Here is a 13939-nt window from a genome sequence, read left to right as displayed (position 1 = left end):
TTAGCCATGTCCGATTCTTTAGGTACATTGCCTTCTTCTCTTCTTTCTGCGGGGGTTGGATTAGATACTCATGCATTTCGTTATAGGCCTGATGTGACAAGAGTTGAAGATGGTACTGCAAGAAATTACTCTTTAGAGGAAATATCTGAATCTGTTATTTGGCATGCCGCAATTAGCAGTCTCAATGATCCATTTGAGGTTTATGCTAAAAGTAATAGAAATGAATTGGGTGAGTTGAGTGAAGGCGAGTGGTTTACACTCTGGATTAAATGTTTTGCTAAAAATAGTCCACTATGTGATCACATACATGTGGTGAGTACGGATTTTTTGCATAATTTATATTCGGATAATATTTTAGAAGAAAAGTTATTCATGCTTGAACGGTTTAGAGCCTATGATTTCTTTGGTGATTTCATAAAGGATTTCAGGAGTATAGTTGCGATAGCTTCGTTTACTACAAAACCCGATAGTCGGTTGATGTGGGGCTATTACTGTCAAGGAATGAAAGGGTTTTGTATTATATATAATCGTAACCGACTTCTTAAGTCTCGCATAAGGCTTGATGAAGTGGAATATGGGAGCGATGGGATTGAAATAAATTCAATGGATCATGCCTATTCTTATAGGAAAGTAAGGGATGATGAACTTTTATTTAGGATCCCAAAGTATAAGCACAAAGAGTGGTGCCATGAAAATGAATTAAGAAGTCTATGTCAATTAGAGGGAGATGATATTGGTTTCGGCAGGGCACTACAGCTAGAAGATTGTTGCATTGATGGGGTTATCGTTGGGAGTGAGGTCGCACCCGCTACAAAGTCTAAGCTTGAGGAACTTTCAAAAAAATTTAATTTCGTTCTATTTCATGCGGAAGCAAACCTTGAAAAATTCGGAGTGGATATTTCTGAGTATTTAAAATAGGTGGTGCTCTTCACTTGGCATGCGTGACATGCATTTTTTTGCATGTGTAAAGTTCTCCTTTTAATGGCTTGTGAATGTAGTGCTGGCTTGAGTCTAGATTAATCATGCAACTGCATTAAAACCGACCCCTTAAGCGCGCAGGCGAGGCGGGGATAGCACTGCGCGCCGGACGTGGTGACAGGATTTATTTTACGCGTCTGTGCGCGTCGTGGTGGTGCGCTGTTGGATGTGGTCGGCTAATGAGGTGTTGGCGCGGTTGCGTCGCGTGTGCACCGTCTGACATGCTTTGAGGGGATGCCGCCCGAAGGCGGCAATTTGGGCGGGAGTTAGTCGGTCTCGATGCTGTAATCCTTAAAGCGGATCACCTCCATTCCTAACCAATCGTTAATCTCTTTAAACCGCTCCTGCAGCGGCGTCAGCTCGTTACGCACAAATACCCGCGCCACCTTCTCAATATCCCCCATCGAGCCGATATTTTCAGGCTTGCCGCCCATGAGCTGGAACGGTACGCGGTGCGCATCGAGCAGGTCAGCGGCGCTCACCTTCTTAATGTTAAAAAAATCATCCTTCGTGGCGACTTCACTCAGCGGCACGATCTTAATGCCATCCGGTTTCCCGTTCGGAGCGTAGAAAAACAGGTTTTTGAAATTCCCGAGTCCCTTTGAGTCACGCATCGCGGGGCGCAGCGCCTCAACGTCGGTGCTGCTCTGCGCCGCGTCGGTCACGTACATGATGTAACCCGCATGCGCGCCGTTCTGGTAATACTTGCGACGAAACAGCGTGGCGGATTCATTCAGCCAGGCGGAGTTAAGCGCGCTCAGGCATTCCGACATCCCATAGAGCTCCTGATTGATATCAGGCTCAAGTAGGTGAAACACCGAACCGGGGGCGAACTGGTGCGGATTGGTAAAGCTCGAAGCGTACCAGTAAACGCCATCCTCAACACCACGGCGGGTGTATTTGGCCGGGGATGTTTCCAGTTTAAAGAGCTGGCCGGTCACGCTCATGCGCTTTTCGAGATAGCCGTTGGCAAACACCAGATAATCAAGCACAAGGCGGCTGAAGTCCTGACTGGACAGCAACGGGTGCGGGATAAAGGTGCTGGTCAGAATGTTGCGCTTGACGTAAATCGGGGAGCTGTGATGTACGGCGGCGCGCAGGCTTTTTGCCAGTCCCGAGAAGTTGACCGGCGGCTCGTACCATTTACCGTTGTTGATACATTCGACATAGTCGAGGATGTCGCGGCGATCCAGAACGGGTGACGGCTCACCAAAGGTGAACGCCTCCATTTTCTGTGGCGTGCTGGCGGTCATGCTGGTCTGTTTGTGCTGTTTCTTTTGGCGTTTTTTCATCTTAGTTAATATCCAGAATTGAACTTGATTGCATACCGCTACCGGCGGAAAGCGGCTCGTTTAACAGCGCGTGCATGGTTGCCCACGCGATATCCGCGTGGCTGGCTTCTTCACTGCGGCTGGCTTCGGAGGTGGCGCTGCGGCCACTGATGGTCATGGTTTTGCAGATAGCCATAAATGACTGCGTGATATCGGTTGCCCCGGCGTCGTATTCCAGACACCCGCGGCGAATGGTGTCTTTTGCTTTCAGCACCATTGCGGTTTTCATTTCCGGCGTGTAGCGGATGGCGCGCGCCGCCGGGAAGAATGAGCGCACGAGCTGGTAAACGCCCTGGCCGATGCCGGTCGCATCGATGCCGATATAGTCGACGGTGTATTTCTCGGTCAGCGCCCGGATGGCCTCGGCCTGCGCGGCAAAGTCCATGCCTTTCCACTGATGACGCTCAAGGATGCGGAACTTGCCACCCGCAACCAGCGGCGGAGCCAGTACCGCACATCCGGCGCTGTCGCCGGTGTGTGACGGGTCATAGCCAATCCAGACCGGTCGCCAGTTAAACGGACGGTCGGCGAACGGTTCGAAGTCCTCCCATTCTTCCATCGCATCGACCATGCAGCGCTGCAGCTCCTCGAACGGGAATATAGCGCTGAACTGCCTGATGTTGTGCGCAGGCTGCTCACCCGCGCCGGTTGCGCCTCCGCCGGTCATTGTTTACAGCGCCTGCCCGAAGGTGAGCTATTGCCCGATACCGGGAAGCGACCCGGCCACTAATGGCGACCTGAGCGCCGATATTCGCAGGCTTGAGCACGCGCTCGCCGCCTGCGCGCTGCAGGTTGAAGCCGTCAAAGACTGTCAGGATAAACTCGATGAAGAAAACACGCAGCCTCCGCGAAGCGCTGATTAAAGCCGTTCCGCAGCTTGAAACAAACCCCGAAATGATGCGCATCTTTGCCGATGAGGGGAATATCGATGCGCGTCTCGCGGCCACGCTGTCACACGAAAAGATTTACACCCTGAATGTGATCGTGTGTGACTTTGTGGGCGACCCTGACCTGATTTTCGTGCCGGTGGCCGCATGGCTCAGGGAAAACCAGCCGGATATCTGCACGCTCGATGACGGCCGCAAAAAGGGCTACCGTTTCCAGATGGATTTGAACGACGGGGACAGCGTCGATATCAGCATCAGCCTGCAGCTCACCGAGCGAATCCTCATCAAAGAGGAAAACGGCGCGTTGCACGTAAGCTATGCCCCTGAGCCGCCGCTGCCGGAGAAGGTGACGAGTCCGACCGAGCTGTATATCAATGGCGAACTGGTGAGTAAGTGGGATGAGTGAGTTTAAACCCTTTGACGACAAGTTGGCCGGGCTGATTGGCGCGCTGTCACCGGCGGGACGGCGAAAGCTTGCCGCAGAGGTGGCGAAAGAACTGCGCAAAGCACAACAGCAACGCATCAAACAGCAAAACGCACCCGATGGCACGCCGTATTTGGCGAGGAAACGCCAGCCACTCAGGGCAAAGAAAGGCCGCATAAAAAGGGCGATGTTTCAGAAGCTACGCACTAGTCGCTATATGAAAGCCAGTGGCCGCGGTGATGTTGCCATAGTGGAGTTTACCGGGAAGGTGCAACGCATCGCACAGATTCGCCAGTACGGGCTTAAAGACCGACCAAACCAACACGCTCAGGACGTGCAATATCCTGAGCGACGATTAGCCGGGTTTAGCCAAGCAGATAAAGAACTAGTATGTAAATTTACTTTGAAGCATATTAATACTATGGCCTGAGTCTTCCCAATATCTTTGTTGTCAAATGAGTAGTTAAAAGATATTCTGAGTTTACATAGATATCAACTCGTGGTTCCTGTTCATAAGGTGCATTGGACAATGTTAGAGGAATTTAAGGAAAAATTGCTATCCGACGATATTCGCGATGTTTATCAACGATATCTTTTGGGTCATGATATTTGGTATTTTCGAGAAAAAAAAGGGTCTGCGGATTTTGCTCAAGATTATGATGATTTTAAATTGTACATGTCTAAAAAACTTGGGATACATGTAAACAATATTGCAATAGTTGGCAGTGCGAAAATGGGATTTAGCTTAAGCCCCAGTAAGAATTATCGAGTTTTCAATGACGATTCAGATATAGATATTGTTATAGTATCCGAGGGTATCTTTAAGGCATCCTGGATGGCGTTTATTGAATTGCATTCAAAGAACTATATGCCTTCATATGCTCCTGTAGCAAAGAATATATTCAAGGGTTTTGTGTCTTTAAAAGAGTTGGATATTAGGGTGGATTTTTTTGACGTTTGGTCAAGAAAAGTTGAGCCATTAAAGAAAGATATTCAAACTATTTTTGGGATACCCAATGAAATCACTTACAGAATTTATGATTCGTGGGAGTCAGTTGAGCGTTATCATATAGCTGGGTTGAGTAGCCTAAAAGATGGATTATAAGGAATGTTGTTATGAGAGCTATTGATTTAATTAGGGTGGAATCAAAGGACATTAAGTGGTTAACAGATAATTTAAAATCTGGAATTATTACAGTCGATAATTCATATCAAAGGAAATATATTTGGCAGTTAAAAGATCAAGTTGCGTTGATAGAAACTATATTGCTTGGGTTCCCAATACCTGAAATATATTTATGGGCGAACGATACTGATCCTGATACGGGTGATACGAAATATTCAATAGTTGATGGACAGCAAAGATTGACTACAATTCAAAGGTATTTAAATGATGAGTTCAAGTTAAATAAGGTCAGTTTGGACAATAAAGAATCTGATTATAGTGGAAAGTTATTTTCAGAACTATCGGTAGAAAACAAACGTGAGTTTTGGCGATACCAGTTCTCCTCGAGATTTATCAATGAAACATTACAATATGAGGAAATTGCTAAATTATTTTTGCGTTTAAATAGGACTAGTACAACCCTCAACCCGCAAGAACTTCGTAATGCTGAGTTTAATGGCGAGTTTCTAAAATTAGCTGAAAACATTTCGCAGCATGAGTTTTGGTCTAAGTACAATATTTTTTCACCATCCGATATTCGTCGCATGCAGGATATTCAATATATTAGTACTTTGCTAATCTTCTTGCGCATGGGTATTGAACAAGATAATACGCAGAAAACAATCAATCGAGTGTATGATCAGTATAATGAAAACTATCCGGAAGCAAGCGATGATAAGAATGTTTTTAATGAAGTGTTAGGTACTATTTCTAATCTTATTGATGGTCAGTCAGCATTGAAATCAGTTGTTAGGAAAAGAGGTCATTTTTATTTCATATTCGTTCTGGCTTATTATTTCTTGCAACTTAGTAAAGTGAAAAAAGTTGATATGGAATCTGTTGGGGTAAAGCTTGTTAACTTTTTCGATATATATGAATCAAGTGACCCTAGTAATTCTAATAATCTTGTTGAGGAATATAGGGATTTAAGTCAGGAAGGGTCAAAGAAAACTCATAATAGGCAGCGTAGATTTGAAATCTTGAAGGAGTTTTGCTCCTAAGGAAGTTGATGGTAGGGGGTAATGATAGCCCCCTTTGAGTTATTCGCTGTAATGAATTGAAGCTGTGTTTCAGTATTTATTTCGATTGAGGGTGGTGTCAGTTTCATACCTTGACTGATTCTGTTGTTTATCATTGGGTATTATATTTTGGTGTTTCTCATGTCGAGGTTTGGAAGGTATTGTAGGCACGTCGCGTTGAAGGTTTTTATATATTAATTGAAATGAGTTGAATAAAAACCACTTCATTTTTGCAGGCGTTCTTCATCACTGAGCCAGCAATTGTGTCAGGGCTTTTCTGTTAAATATACTTAAACTGAAATATTGTGAGTTGAACACTGAACATAGATGAACAAATCGCTATTTGTTGTTTCATCAATCACAAAACCCCGTACCATTGCCGCTGGCCTCGCCCGGCGGCAAAATTTCCCCATGAATAATCTAAATTCTCTGCAGGAAATCGTACGCGCGATCCGCAACCTTATCGGCACCGGCATCGTGACCGACGTCGACCACGACGAGGGGCTTTGTCGTGTCCAGACCGGCGGCATGGAAACTACCTGGCTGAACTGGCTAACCTGCCGCGCCGGTCGCTCGCGCGTATGGTGGGCTCCATCCGTTGGCGAGCAGGTGCTTTTGCTGGCGATCGGCGGCGAGCTCGATACGGCATTTGCGCTGCCCGGCATTTTCTCAGATGACCATCCCGCGCCGTCTGTCTCCCCTGATGCGCTTCATGTTTCCTTTCCTGACGGGGCGGTTATTGAGTACGAGCCCGAAAACGGCGCGCTCACCGTGTCAGGTATCAAAACCGCAGACGTCACCGCGTCTGAGTCCATTACGGCCACCGTGCCGGTGGTGCTGGTGAAAGCGTCGAGCCGCATCACGCTCGATACGCCGGAGGTGGTGTGCTCCAACAATCTGACGACCGGCACGCTCGAAGTGAAGAACGGCGGGAAGATGAGCGGGAACATTGAGCACACTGGCGGGACACTGAAATCAAACGGCGTGCAGGTGGATAACCACGCGCACGGCAACGTACAGAGCGGCGGAAGCTGGACTAAGGGGACGCAATGACGGTGCGTTATCTGGGAATGAACAGCCGGACCGGCCTCAGTATCTCTGAGGTTGAGCACATCCGGCAAAGCGTGCGCGACATTCTGGTCACGCCGGTTGGGTCGCGCGTCATGCGCCGTGAATACGGCTCGCTCCTGTCGCAGATGATTGACCAACCGCAGACCCCGGCGCTGCGCCTGCAGATTATGGCCGCGTGCTATTCCGCGATCCAGAAGTGGGAGCCCCGCGTAAATCTCTCGACCATTACCTTTGAACGGTCGGAGACCGACGGCGGGCTGTATGTCGATATCACAGGCACCCGCTCCACTGGCGGCCAGCCTTTTTCACTCACCATTCCACTGAGTTAAACGCTATGGCAATTGTTGACCTTAACCAGCTCGCCGCGCCTGACGTCGTGGAAGAACTGGACTTTGAAACCATCCTGAGCGAGCGAAAGGCGACGCTCGTCTCGCTGTACCCGGAAGACCAGCAGTACGCCATCGCGCGCACGCTGTCGCTTGAGTCCGAGCCGCTGGTGAAGCTGCTGCAGGAAAACACCTACCGGGAAGTTATCTGGCGACAGCGCGTCAACGAGGCCTCGCGTGCGGTCATGCTGGCCTACGCCACCGGCACAGACCTCGACCAGATAGGCGGAAATTACAACGTCCAGCGCCTTGTCATCACCCCTGCAGACGACACGACGTTACCGCCGACGCCTGCCGTGATGGAGTCGGACACCGACTACCGTCTGCGCATTCAGCAGGCCTTTGAAGGGCTGAGTACCGCAGGCTCTACCGGCTCCTATCAGTTTCACGGTCGCAGCGCTGACGGGCGGGTCGCTGATATTTCGGTCATCAGTCCCGCGCCTGCGTGTGTCACGGTCACGGTGCTGTCACGCGAAAATAACGGGATACACGACGGGCTTAGAGCTTGAGGTTAAGGTTTCGGAAGTGGAGTACGAAAGCGAAGAGTTAAGGTAGTGATGTATTTTTAACTGTTTGTTTTATAAGGGTAAAATTAGTAAAGTTAGTGCATCGGAAATTAAATGAGGTGCTCGCCATGTTTCACTGTCCAAAATGTCATCACGCCGCCCATGCGCGTACAAGTCGATATTTCTCTGATACCACAAAGAAGCGGTATCATCAGTGTACAAATATCAACTGCAGCTGCACCTTTGTCACGACCGAAACCCTTTCGCGTTTTATTGTTTCACCGGGTGAGGTGGTGCCAGCGCCGCCGCATCCGACAACGTCAGGGCAGCAGCAGATGAACTGGATGTAAGAAATATGGACCTGCAAAACAGGGTTCATATTTCTTATAATCAAAAAATTTTAATGAGAGACTAAATATTAGCACGAATCATTTTAATTTACTTGAATAGGTATTTGTTGATATCTCAAAAAAATCTGTGACTTTTATTATGTCACATAGGGTAATCAGCGCATCCAGAGAATCAATTAAACGTTCTTTCTTTATGCGCACACCACCATGATGGCTGCATGCATTTAAAACTTCTTGTGCTAGCGTTATCCTTCTCTCATCTTCTGGTGACAAATCGAGTAGTCGGAGAACGGGAGTAAGGTTTCCAAGCATTTGGTCTTGATATGGTTTGTCAAAACTGATGCCAGATCTAATGTTTATAAGCATTAAGATATATTCAAAGTACCTTCGGGCTGTATTTCCTTTTTCTTGAAGTAAGTCTCGGTCATATTCATAAATTTCCTCTATTGCATTTTTCAAAATATCGAATTTATTTTTGGCTAAATTCAAATTTATGCTATGCATGATATGTTCAGAAGTGTGATTGCTGGTAGGTACACCCGCAAGAGGTCTTGTCATGATGCAAGTTGTATAGCAATTAATGTTGGGTATCTGAATAAAGTCTTCACCTGAACGAGTCAGACGTCGCACTTCAGTCATATATTCTCCAAATGTCGAGATGCTAAATGATCTTGAGCCGGGAGAATATAGGCGATTTAAAGTTTTCGTGTCTTGATAAAAGGCCTTAACAAGAACAAAAAACATTTCTTTATAGTGTATTACAATAATAGATTCGACGGATGCATGATATAGCCAACCATCACGCCATTTCATCTCAATCTGTCTATTCGTATCGTTAAATTGTAGATCGATAATTCGATCCCAACAGCCTCTATCAATAAAGTCAACGATATTACTTCCATATCCGTCGTAATTGTTAGCAATAATGTGATTTATTGTGCTTTTAATAACATTCCAGTCGTATATTTCCTCATCATAGCGATTATTTATAATATCACTAGTATGAGTCAAGAAATCAGCATAGATCATATGGTTTTCCACAAAGGGTTACAATGACGTTAGTTCTTATAAAACGTAGTTTACTCAGTCTGCAAACTATCGAGAAGAGCAATTTATTTGTATTTTATTTCTTATTGCGACTGCCTAAAAGCATAATACAAAGTATATGTTTTTAGAGTACTAGGCATTAAACCTTTATAACTAAAAGCTATATATGCTAATTAACCGAAGTCAAAGCCCCGCATTTGCGGGGCTTTGAGTATCGATGAGGTCGATATGTGGACGTCATATGAAATAAATCCTTTTATTTCATTAAGTTGAAAGGTTCCAAAAAGCTCCTCCCGGAGCCTTTTTACATCAGAACACTTTCTTATATGGCCGCACCGTCACTTTCGCATACACACCCGCCGCAACGTATGGGTCTGCGTCAGCCCAGGCCTGCGCCGCTTCCTGAGACTCAAACTCCGCAATGACCGTGGAGCCAGAAAAACCGGCGGCTCCAGGGTCATTGCTGTCAACAGCAGGCATTGGACCTGCGGTCAACAAACGGCCTTCGTCCTGGAGCAGCTGCAGGCGAGCCAGATGGGCAGGGCGAACCGAGAGACGTTTTTCGAGGGAATCAGCGACATCTTCAGAGTAGATCACGTAAAGCACGGTGAAGCTCCTTAAGCGTAATAAAGTGTCAGTTACGTTATGTGAAAGGGCAATTAACTGCAATGTAAAGATAAAAGCAACGTTAATCCCCCGATCTGAGTGCCCCTTTTTTGACCACTCCAGCGCTTAAATTGCGCCAGAACAAAGTGTCTTATTGAATATGATTGCTATTTGCATTTAAAATCGGAGTTCGGTTTTTTAACGTTGATGATTATGACTTCGATGACCCTTGATTTACCTCGCCGCTTTCCCTGGCCGACGCTGCTGTCCGTCGTGATTCACGGTGCCGTCGTGGCGGGTTTGCTCTACACTTCGGTTCATCAGGTTATTGAAATGCCCGCACCCGCCCAGCCGATCTCGGTGACCATGGTCTCGCCAGAGGATCTCGAACCGCCGCAGGTTGCGCCGCCCCCGCCACAGCCTGTTGCTGAGCCTGAGCCGGAACCCGAGCCTGTCCCGGAACCACCGAAGGAAGCACCGGTGGTGATCCATAAACCTGAACCAAAGCCAAAACCTAAGCCGAAGCCAAAGCCGGTTAAGAAGGTTGAAGAGCGTCCAAAACGTGAAGAACGCCCGGTTGAACCACGCGCGACCCAGCCGGTCGAGAATACGGCGCCTTCGCGTCCGGTTATGAATAACAGCGCGCCGGCCGCGAAGCCGACGGTTGCCGCACCGGCAGGTCCACGTGCGTTGAGCCGTAATCAGCCTCAGTACCCGGCGCGAGCTCAGGCCTTACGCATTGAAGGCCGCGTACGGGTGAAATTTGACGTCACTGCGGATGGCCGCGTTGATAACGTGGAAATCCTGTCTGCTCAACCTTCAAATATGTTCGAGCGCGAAGTGAAATCGGCGATGCGCAGATGGCGCTACGAACCCGGTAAACCGGGTAGTGGACTGATCGTGAACATTGTTTTCCGCCTGAATGGCGGGGCGCAGATGGAATAAGAAAAGCCTCCGGAAGGAGGCTTTTTTTTGCCTGTCGTTCAGGCTGGCGGAAGCTGACGAGGTTTACCCTCGCTATCGACAGCTACATAAATAAACAGCGCTTCAGTTGCTTTATAACGCTGCCCAATCGGTTCAGAAGAGACTTTCTTCACCCAGACTTCAATGTTGATGGAGATGGAGGTATTGCCGCGTTTTACGCAACGGGCGTAACAGCAAACCACATCACCTACCGCAACCGGGCGCAGGAAGGTCATTCCATCCACCCGCACGGTCACCACGCGCCCATGAGCAATCTCTTTTGCCAGAATTGCGCCGCCCATATCCATCTGCGACATCAGCCAGCCGCCAAAAATATCGCCATTGGCATTGGTGTCAGCGGGCATTGCCAGTGTGCGTAAAACCAGTTCGCCCTGAGGGGCGTTATTTGTTGTCATTGTTTTAACTCATAACGGAAGACTTCAGGCGGGATGCTACTATGATTTCACAGCGGAGAGAATAGACCAGAACGCCTGTCGAACACGTTCTGGTCAGTCAACAATCAGTGCTTATCGTCCTGCGGCATGTGGCGATAAATATAAACGCCGCTTAGCAGGGTGAAAATCAGCGTCAGGGCCGTCAGGCCGAAGACCTTAAAGTTGACCCAAATGTTTTGCGGCAGCCAGAAGGCAATATAGATATTGGCAAGACCGCAAAGGATAAAGAACACCGCCCAGGCGATATTCAGGCGAGACCAGACCTCCTGAGGCAGCGTCAGCTCTTTGCCGAGCATGCGCTGAATCAGAGGCTTTTTCATCACCCACTGGCTGATCAGTAAGGCACCCGCAAACAGCGCATAGATCACCGTAACTTTCCACTTAATGAATTCATCATTGTGGAAGAAAAGGGTTAGTCCACCGAATACGGCGACCAGGACGAACGTCACCAGCGCCATTTTTTCAACTTTACGGTAGCGCACCCAGCTGTAGATCAGCACAACCGCAGTCGCAATAATCAGCGCCGTGGTCGCAGCATAAATGTCATACAGCTTATAAAATGCGAAAAAGACAACCAGCGGTAAAAAATCAAGAAACTGCTTCATTCTGTGATTCCATCTTCTCTGTTGAGCCGGGAAAGATCATCCTCCCGGCATCAGGATTACTGACGAATTAACATATACAGGCGGAACAGATAGACCAGCAGTACCGCTGAAATCAGGTTGCTCAGCGTATTCGCGACCACCGCGCCAACATTCGGGGTTAATACCGCAAAATTGGGTGCAAACAGGAGCAGGAGCGTTTTTGCCAGCAGCCAGCCGATCACGGCGGGCGCTACCAGACGCATGTTCGCCCATGCCAGCCTGATGCTGCTGCGCATCGCGGTAAAAATCCCCATTTTATCCTGCACGACCATCACGGGAGCAAAAGCAAGCACGATAGCGAGTAACACACCCGGCACCACGACCAGCATAATCCCCATCTGCACCAGCATGGTGGTTAAAAAGATCAGGATAAACAGCTTAGGTAAGACCGGCGCGCTGGCTCCAATCGCCCGTAAGGCGCTGACCCGGTGGCCCGCCGACACCAGCTGAATCATCAGCAGAACGCCACCTGCCAGAATCGCATTACCAATGAGCCCGGAGAAAGTCGATGCGGCAGAAGCCCGCAGCAGAATCTGTTGCTGCTCCGGCGTCATGTTTTGCACCAGTTCAAACAGCCCCACGCTTCCTGCCAGATGGTCGCCCTGGCTCAGGCTGGCAATCTGTTCTTCACTCGGTGAGAACGCATGACCCAGCACCACAGTGATAAAGGCGCAAAGCAACGCGATCAGTAAAAAGGTAATGAACTGATTGCGGAAAAAATTTCCCGTGTCACGGTAGACAGACTTCGCCGTGATAGACATGCACTCTCCTTGAGTATTGCAGGTGTTAATTAGCCGGCAATTGTACACCGGATGCACCTGCTGTGGCAGCATCAAGGCTTGTATGGAAAAGCATATCTTTGTAAAGCGGCGGTAATCCAAAGCGTGCCCGGGCACGATTACAGGCTTCATTGACCTGCCCATCTTCGCCGGACATGGCAAATTCCCGGCACGGGCTGGGGCGATCTTCATAGATAGCGCACCGGGTAGAGATGCCCGGCTCCCCCTGTAAGGCCGCGCAGCGGCTCTGCTTTTGGTTTGTGCCGCGCATACACCGCAGAAAAGGAGTGACTGGCTCAGTGAGATGAACCGGAACGGTACCGCCGCCATCGCTGGCTTCGGCCCAGTAGAAAGAGACTCGAAAATACGCACAACAGGCTCCGCACGTCATGCACGGGTTAACTTCACTCATGGCACACCTGCAAAAGAAGAACGCATCAAATCAACTTGTGAGAACGATAAATTATCCAGCCGCCAGAGGAAGAGCAAGAGGGAGAAAAGAGAAAATTTTGTAACTGTGAAATGCTAAAAATTGACATAGAAACAACTTATTGCTTTTCAGGGCGCCACAAAAAATTAACCCAGATCAATGAATGTTAACTTACTGGTTTTAATGTGATCTGTGGCAGATCACTTATTACTCTTTTGTGAGTATATTCTCATCCGCGATTAAAACCACAACGATGGAGCGGATATGAAAAAATTAGCGGTGGCAGCCCTTGTATTAAGCAGTCTCTCTGGCGGCGCGTACGCGCATGAAGCAGGCGAATTCTTTATTCGTGCCGGTTCGGCCACGGTTCGCCCAACTGAAGGTTCGGATAACGTGCTGGGGATGGGCGGTTTTAACGTCAGTAACAACACCCAGTTGGGGTTAACGTTCACCTATATGGCGACGGATAACGTTGGCGTTGAGCTTCTGGCGGCAACGCCGTTCCGTCACCGGGTCGGTCTTGGGGCAACCGGTGATATCGCCACGGTTCACCATTTGCCGCCAACGCTGATGGCGCAATGGTACTTTGGCGATGCCAACAGCAAGGTGCGCCCGTATATTGGCGCAGGTGTCAACTACACCACCTTCTTCGATGAGAAATTCAACGATACCGGGAAAGAGGCAGGTCTCTCCGATCTCAGCCTGAAAGACTCGTGGGGCATGGCGGGGCAGGTTGGTCTGGACTATCTGATTAACCGCGACTGGCTTATCAACGCCTCGGTCTGGTACATGGACATTGATACGGACGTGCGCTTCAAGGCGGGCGGTGAGCAGCAAAGCATCAATACGCGTCTGGATCCGTGGGTGTTTATGTTCTCTGCGGGTTATCGTTTCTAAT

18 protein-coding genes and 2 pseudogenes are annotated in these 13939 nt (G+C 48.6%); 12 read left to right on the top strand and 8 right to left on the bottom strand.

Annotated elements, in window-relative coordinates; translation table 11 throughout:
- Positions 1 to 6 precede the first annotated feature (6 nt).
- Entirely contained in the window at positions 7 to 918 is a 912-nt protein-coding gene (locus V1603_RS16450) for a DUF2971 domain-containing protein (RefSeq protein WP_395312966.1), read from the top strand.
- 326 nt (positions 919 to 1244) lie between these two features.
- Here V1603_RS16450 and V1603_RS16445 read toward each other — a convergent pair whose 3' ends face one another.
- Complete coding sequence (locus V1603_RS16445) at positions 1245 to 2270, bottom strand: phage portal protein (protein ID WP_395312965.1); 1026 nt, start codon at positions 2268 to 2270, stop codon at positions 1245 to 1247.
- A 1-nt stretch (position 2271) separates the two neighbouring features.
- A pseudogene (locus tag V1603_RS16440) lies at positions 2272 to 2916 on the bottom strand (oxidoreductase); the annotation flags it as partial.
- Here V1603_RS16440 and lysC point away from each other — a divergent pair.
- The 9 genes and pseudogenes from lysC (at position 2879) to V1603_RS16395 (ending at position 8117) form a co-directional block, all read left to right on the top strand.
- On the top strand, positions 2879 to 3172 hold the full coding sequence (gene lysC / locus V1603_RS16435; RefSeq protein WP_395312964.1) for an Rz1-like lysis system protein LysC: 294 nt from the start codon (positions 2879 to 2881) through the stop codon (positions 3170 to 3172). The pseudogene V1603_RS16440 and the gene lysC sit on opposite strands and share 38 nt — an antisense overlap.
- On the top strand, positions 3135 to 3602 hold the full coding sequence (locus V1603_RS16430; protein ID WP_395312963.1) for a phage tail protein: 468 nt from the start codon (positions 3135 to 3137) through the stop codon (positions 3600 to 3602). The genes lysC and V1603_RS16430 overlap by 38 nt, the downstream gene beginning before the upstream one ends.
- Positions 3595 to 4050, top strand: coding sequence for a phage virion morphogenesis protein (locus V1603_RS16425; protein ID WP_395312962.1), 456 nt, complete (start codon positions 3595 to 3597; stop codon positions 4048 to 4050). Before V1603_RS16430 ends, V1603_RS16425 begins: the two co-directional genes overlap by 8 nt.
- A gap of 99 nt (positions 4051 to 4149) precedes the next feature.
- Positions 4150 to 4725 (top strand): hypothetical protein, encoded by a 576-nt coding sequence (locus V1603_RS16420; RefSeq protein ID WP_346805857.1) that lies wholly within the window; start codon positions 4150 to 4152, stop codon positions 4723 to 4725.
- Between the two features lie 11 nt (positions 4726 to 4736).
- A complete protein-coding gene (locus V1603_RS16415) occupies positions 4737 to 5786 on the top strand; it encodes a DUF262 domain-containing protein (RefSeq protein WP_395312961.1) in 1050 nt (349 codons plus the stop codon).
- Positions 5787 to 6215: 429 nt separating this feature from the next.
- Positions 6216 to 6857: a phage baseplate assembly protein V gene (locus tag V1603_RS16410; RefSeq protein ID WP_395312960.1), complete on the top strand. Its 642-nt coding sequence runs from the start codon at positions 6216 to 6218 to the stop codon at positions 6855 to 6857.
- Positions 6854 to 7204 (top strand): GPW/gp25 family protein, encoded by a 351-nt coding sequence (locus V1603_RS16405; RefSeq protein WP_348582182.1) that lies wholly within the window; start codon positions 6854 to 6856, stop codon positions 7202 to 7204. The genes V1603_RS16410 and V1603_RS16405 overlap by 4 nt, the downstream gene beginning before the upstream one ends.
- A gap of 5 nt (positions 7205 to 7209) precedes the next feature.
- A pseudogene (locus V1603_RS16400) lies at positions 7210 to 7749 on the top strand (baseplate J/gp47 family protein); the annotation flags it as partial.
- Between the two features lie 146 nt (positions 7750 to 7895).
- A complete protein-coding gene (locus V1603_RS16395) occupies positions 7896 to 8117 on the top strand; it encodes a DNA-binding transcriptional regulator (protein WP_395312959.1) in 222 nt (73 codons plus the stop codon).
- A gap of 78 nt (positions 8118 to 8195) precedes the next feature.
- Here the strand turns inward: V1603_RS16395 and V1603_RS16390 are convergent, their stop codons facing one another.
- The gene (locus tag V1603_RS16390) at positions 8196 to 9146 is read right to left on the bottom strand and encodes a hypothetical protein (RefSeq protein WP_395312958.1); all 951 of its coding nucleotides are present in this window, start codon (positions 9144 to 9146) and stop codon (positions 8196 to 8198) included.
- A 327-nt stretch (positions 9147 to 9473) separates the two neighbouring features.
- Positions 9474 to 9770, bottom strand: a complete 297-nt coding sequence (locus tag V1603_RS16385) for a YciI family protein (RefSeq protein ID WP_049006872.1) — start codon at positions 9768 to 9770, stop codon at positions 9474 to 9476.
- A gap of 222 nt (positions 9771 to 9992) precedes the next feature.
- On the opposite strand from V1603_RS16385, the gene tonB reads away from it, so the two are divergent.
- Positions 9993 to 10715: a TonB system transport protein TonB gene (gene tonB, locus V1603_RS16380; RefSeq protein ID WP_395313994.1), complete on the top strand. Its 723-nt coding sequence runs from the start codon at positions 9993 to 9995 to the stop codon at positions 10713 to 10715.
- A gap of 38 nt (positions 10716 to 10753) precedes the next feature.
- Here the strand turns inward: tonB and yciA are convergent, their stop codons facing one another.
- The 4 genes from yciA to V1603_RS16360 form a co-directional block, all read right to left on the bottom strand.
- Positions 10754 to 11149, bottom strand: a complete 396-nt coding sequence (gene yciA / locus V1603_RS16375) for an acyl-CoA thioester hydrolase YciA (protein ID WP_028013420.1) — start codon at positions 11147 to 11149, stop codon at positions 10754 to 10756.
- Positions 11150 to 11253: 104 nt separating this feature from the next.
- Positions 11254 to 11793, bottom strand: a complete 540-nt coding sequence (locus tag V1603_RS16370) for a septation protein A (protein WP_061097985.1) — start codon at positions 11791 to 11793, stop codon at positions 11254 to 11256.
- 56 nt (positions 11794 to 11849) lie between these two features.
- A complete protein-coding gene (locus V1603_RS16365) occupies positions 11850 to 12593 on the bottom strand; it encodes a YciC family protein (RefSeq protein ID WP_023292236.1) in 744 nt (247 codons plus the stop codon).
- A 25-nt stretch (positions 12594 to 12618) separates the two neighbouring features.
- Positions 12619 to 13023, bottom strand: coding sequence for a YkgJ family cysteine cluster protein (locus V1603_RS16360; protein ID WP_061097987.1), 405 nt, complete (start codon positions 13021 to 13023; stop codon positions 12619 to 12621).
- Positions 13024 to 13305: 282 nt separating this feature from the next.
- On the opposite strand from V1603_RS16360, the gene ompW reads away from it, so the two are divergent.
- A complete protein-coding gene (ompW, locus tag V1603_RS16355; protein ID WP_302218126.1) occupies positions 13306 to 13938 on the top strand; it encodes an outer membrane protein OmpW in 633 nt (210 codons plus the stop codon).
- Position 13939: the final 1 nt, after the last annotated feature.

It is taken from the genome of Enterobacter sp. ECC-219 (assembly GCF_043966805.1).
GTDB lineage: Bacteria > Pseudomonadota > Gammaproteobacteria > Enterobacterales > Enterobacteriaceae > Enterobacter > Enterobacter cloacae_N.
This window is presented reverse-complemented; position numbering and strand designations above follow the sequence as displayed.

Bases quoted from the DNA above. Each gene is read 5' to 3' on its own strand.
- V1603_RS16445 (WP_395312965.1), bottom strand. From the start codon at position 2,270: ATGAAAAAACGCCAAAAGAAACAGCACAAACAGACCAGCATGACCGCC.
- lysC (WP_395312964.1), top strand. From the start codon at position 2,879: ATGCAGCGCTGCAGCTCCTCGAACGGGAATATAGCGCTGAACTGCCTG.
- V1603_RS16370 (WP_061097985.1), bottom strand. From the start codon at position 11,793: ATGAAGCAGTTTCTTGATTTTTTACCGCTGGTTGTCTTTTTCGCATTT.
- V1603_RS16425 (WP_395312962.1), top strand. From the start codon at position 3,595: ATGAGTGAGTTTAAACCCTTTGACGACAAGTTGGCCGGGCTGATTGGC.
- tonB (WP_395313994.1), top strand. From the start codon at position 9,993: ATGACCCTTGATTTACCTCGCCGCTTTCCCTGGCCGACGCTGCTGTCC.
- V1603_RS16405 (WP_348582182.1), top strand. From the start codon at position 6,854: ATGACGGTGCGTTATCTGGGAATGAACAGCCGGACCGGCCTCAGTATC.
- yciA (WP_028013420.1), bottom strand. From the start codon at position 11,149: ATGACAACAAATAACGCCCCTCAGGGCGAACTGGTTTTACGCACACTG.
- V1603_RS16450 (WP_395312966.1), top strand. From the start codon at position 7: ATGTCCGATTCTTTAGGTACATTGCCTTCTTCTCTTCTTTCTGCGGGG.
- V1603_RS16420 (WP_346805857.1), top strand. From the start codon at position 4,150: ATGTTAGAGGAATTTAAGGAAAAATTGCTATCCGACGATATTCGCGAT.
- V1603_RS16430 (WP_395312963.1), top strand. From the start codon at position 3,135: ATGAAGAAAACACGCAGCCTCCGCGAAGCGCTGATTAAAGCCGTTCCG.
- V1603_RS16415 (WP_395312961.1), top strand. From the start codon at position 4,737: ATGAGAGCTATTGATTTAATTAGGGTGGAATCAAAGGACATTAAGTGG.
- V1603_RS16360 (WP_061097987.1), bottom strand. From the start codon at position 13,023: ATGAGTGAAGTTAACCCGTGCATGACGTGCGGAGCCTGTTGTGCGTAT.
- ompW (WP_302218126.1), top strand. From the start codon at position 13,306: ATGAAAAAATTAGCGGTGGCAGCCCTTGTATTAAGCAGTCTCTCTGGC.
- V1603_RS16390 (WP_395312958.1), bottom strand. From the start codon at position 9,146: ATGATCTATGCTGATTTCTTGACTCATACTAGTGATATTATAAATAAT.
- V1603_RS16395 (WP_395312959.1), top strand. From the start codon at position 7,896: ATGTTTCACTGTCCAAAATGTCATCACGCCGCCCATGCGCGTACAAGT.
- V1603_RS16410 (WP_395312960.1), top strand. From the start codon at position 6,216: ATGAATAATCTAAATTCTCTGCAGGAAATCGTACGCGCGATCCGCAAC.
- V1603_RS16365 (WP_023292236.1), bottom strand. From the start codon at position 12,593: ATGTCTATCACGGCGAAGTCTGTCTACCGTGACACGGGAAATTTTTTC.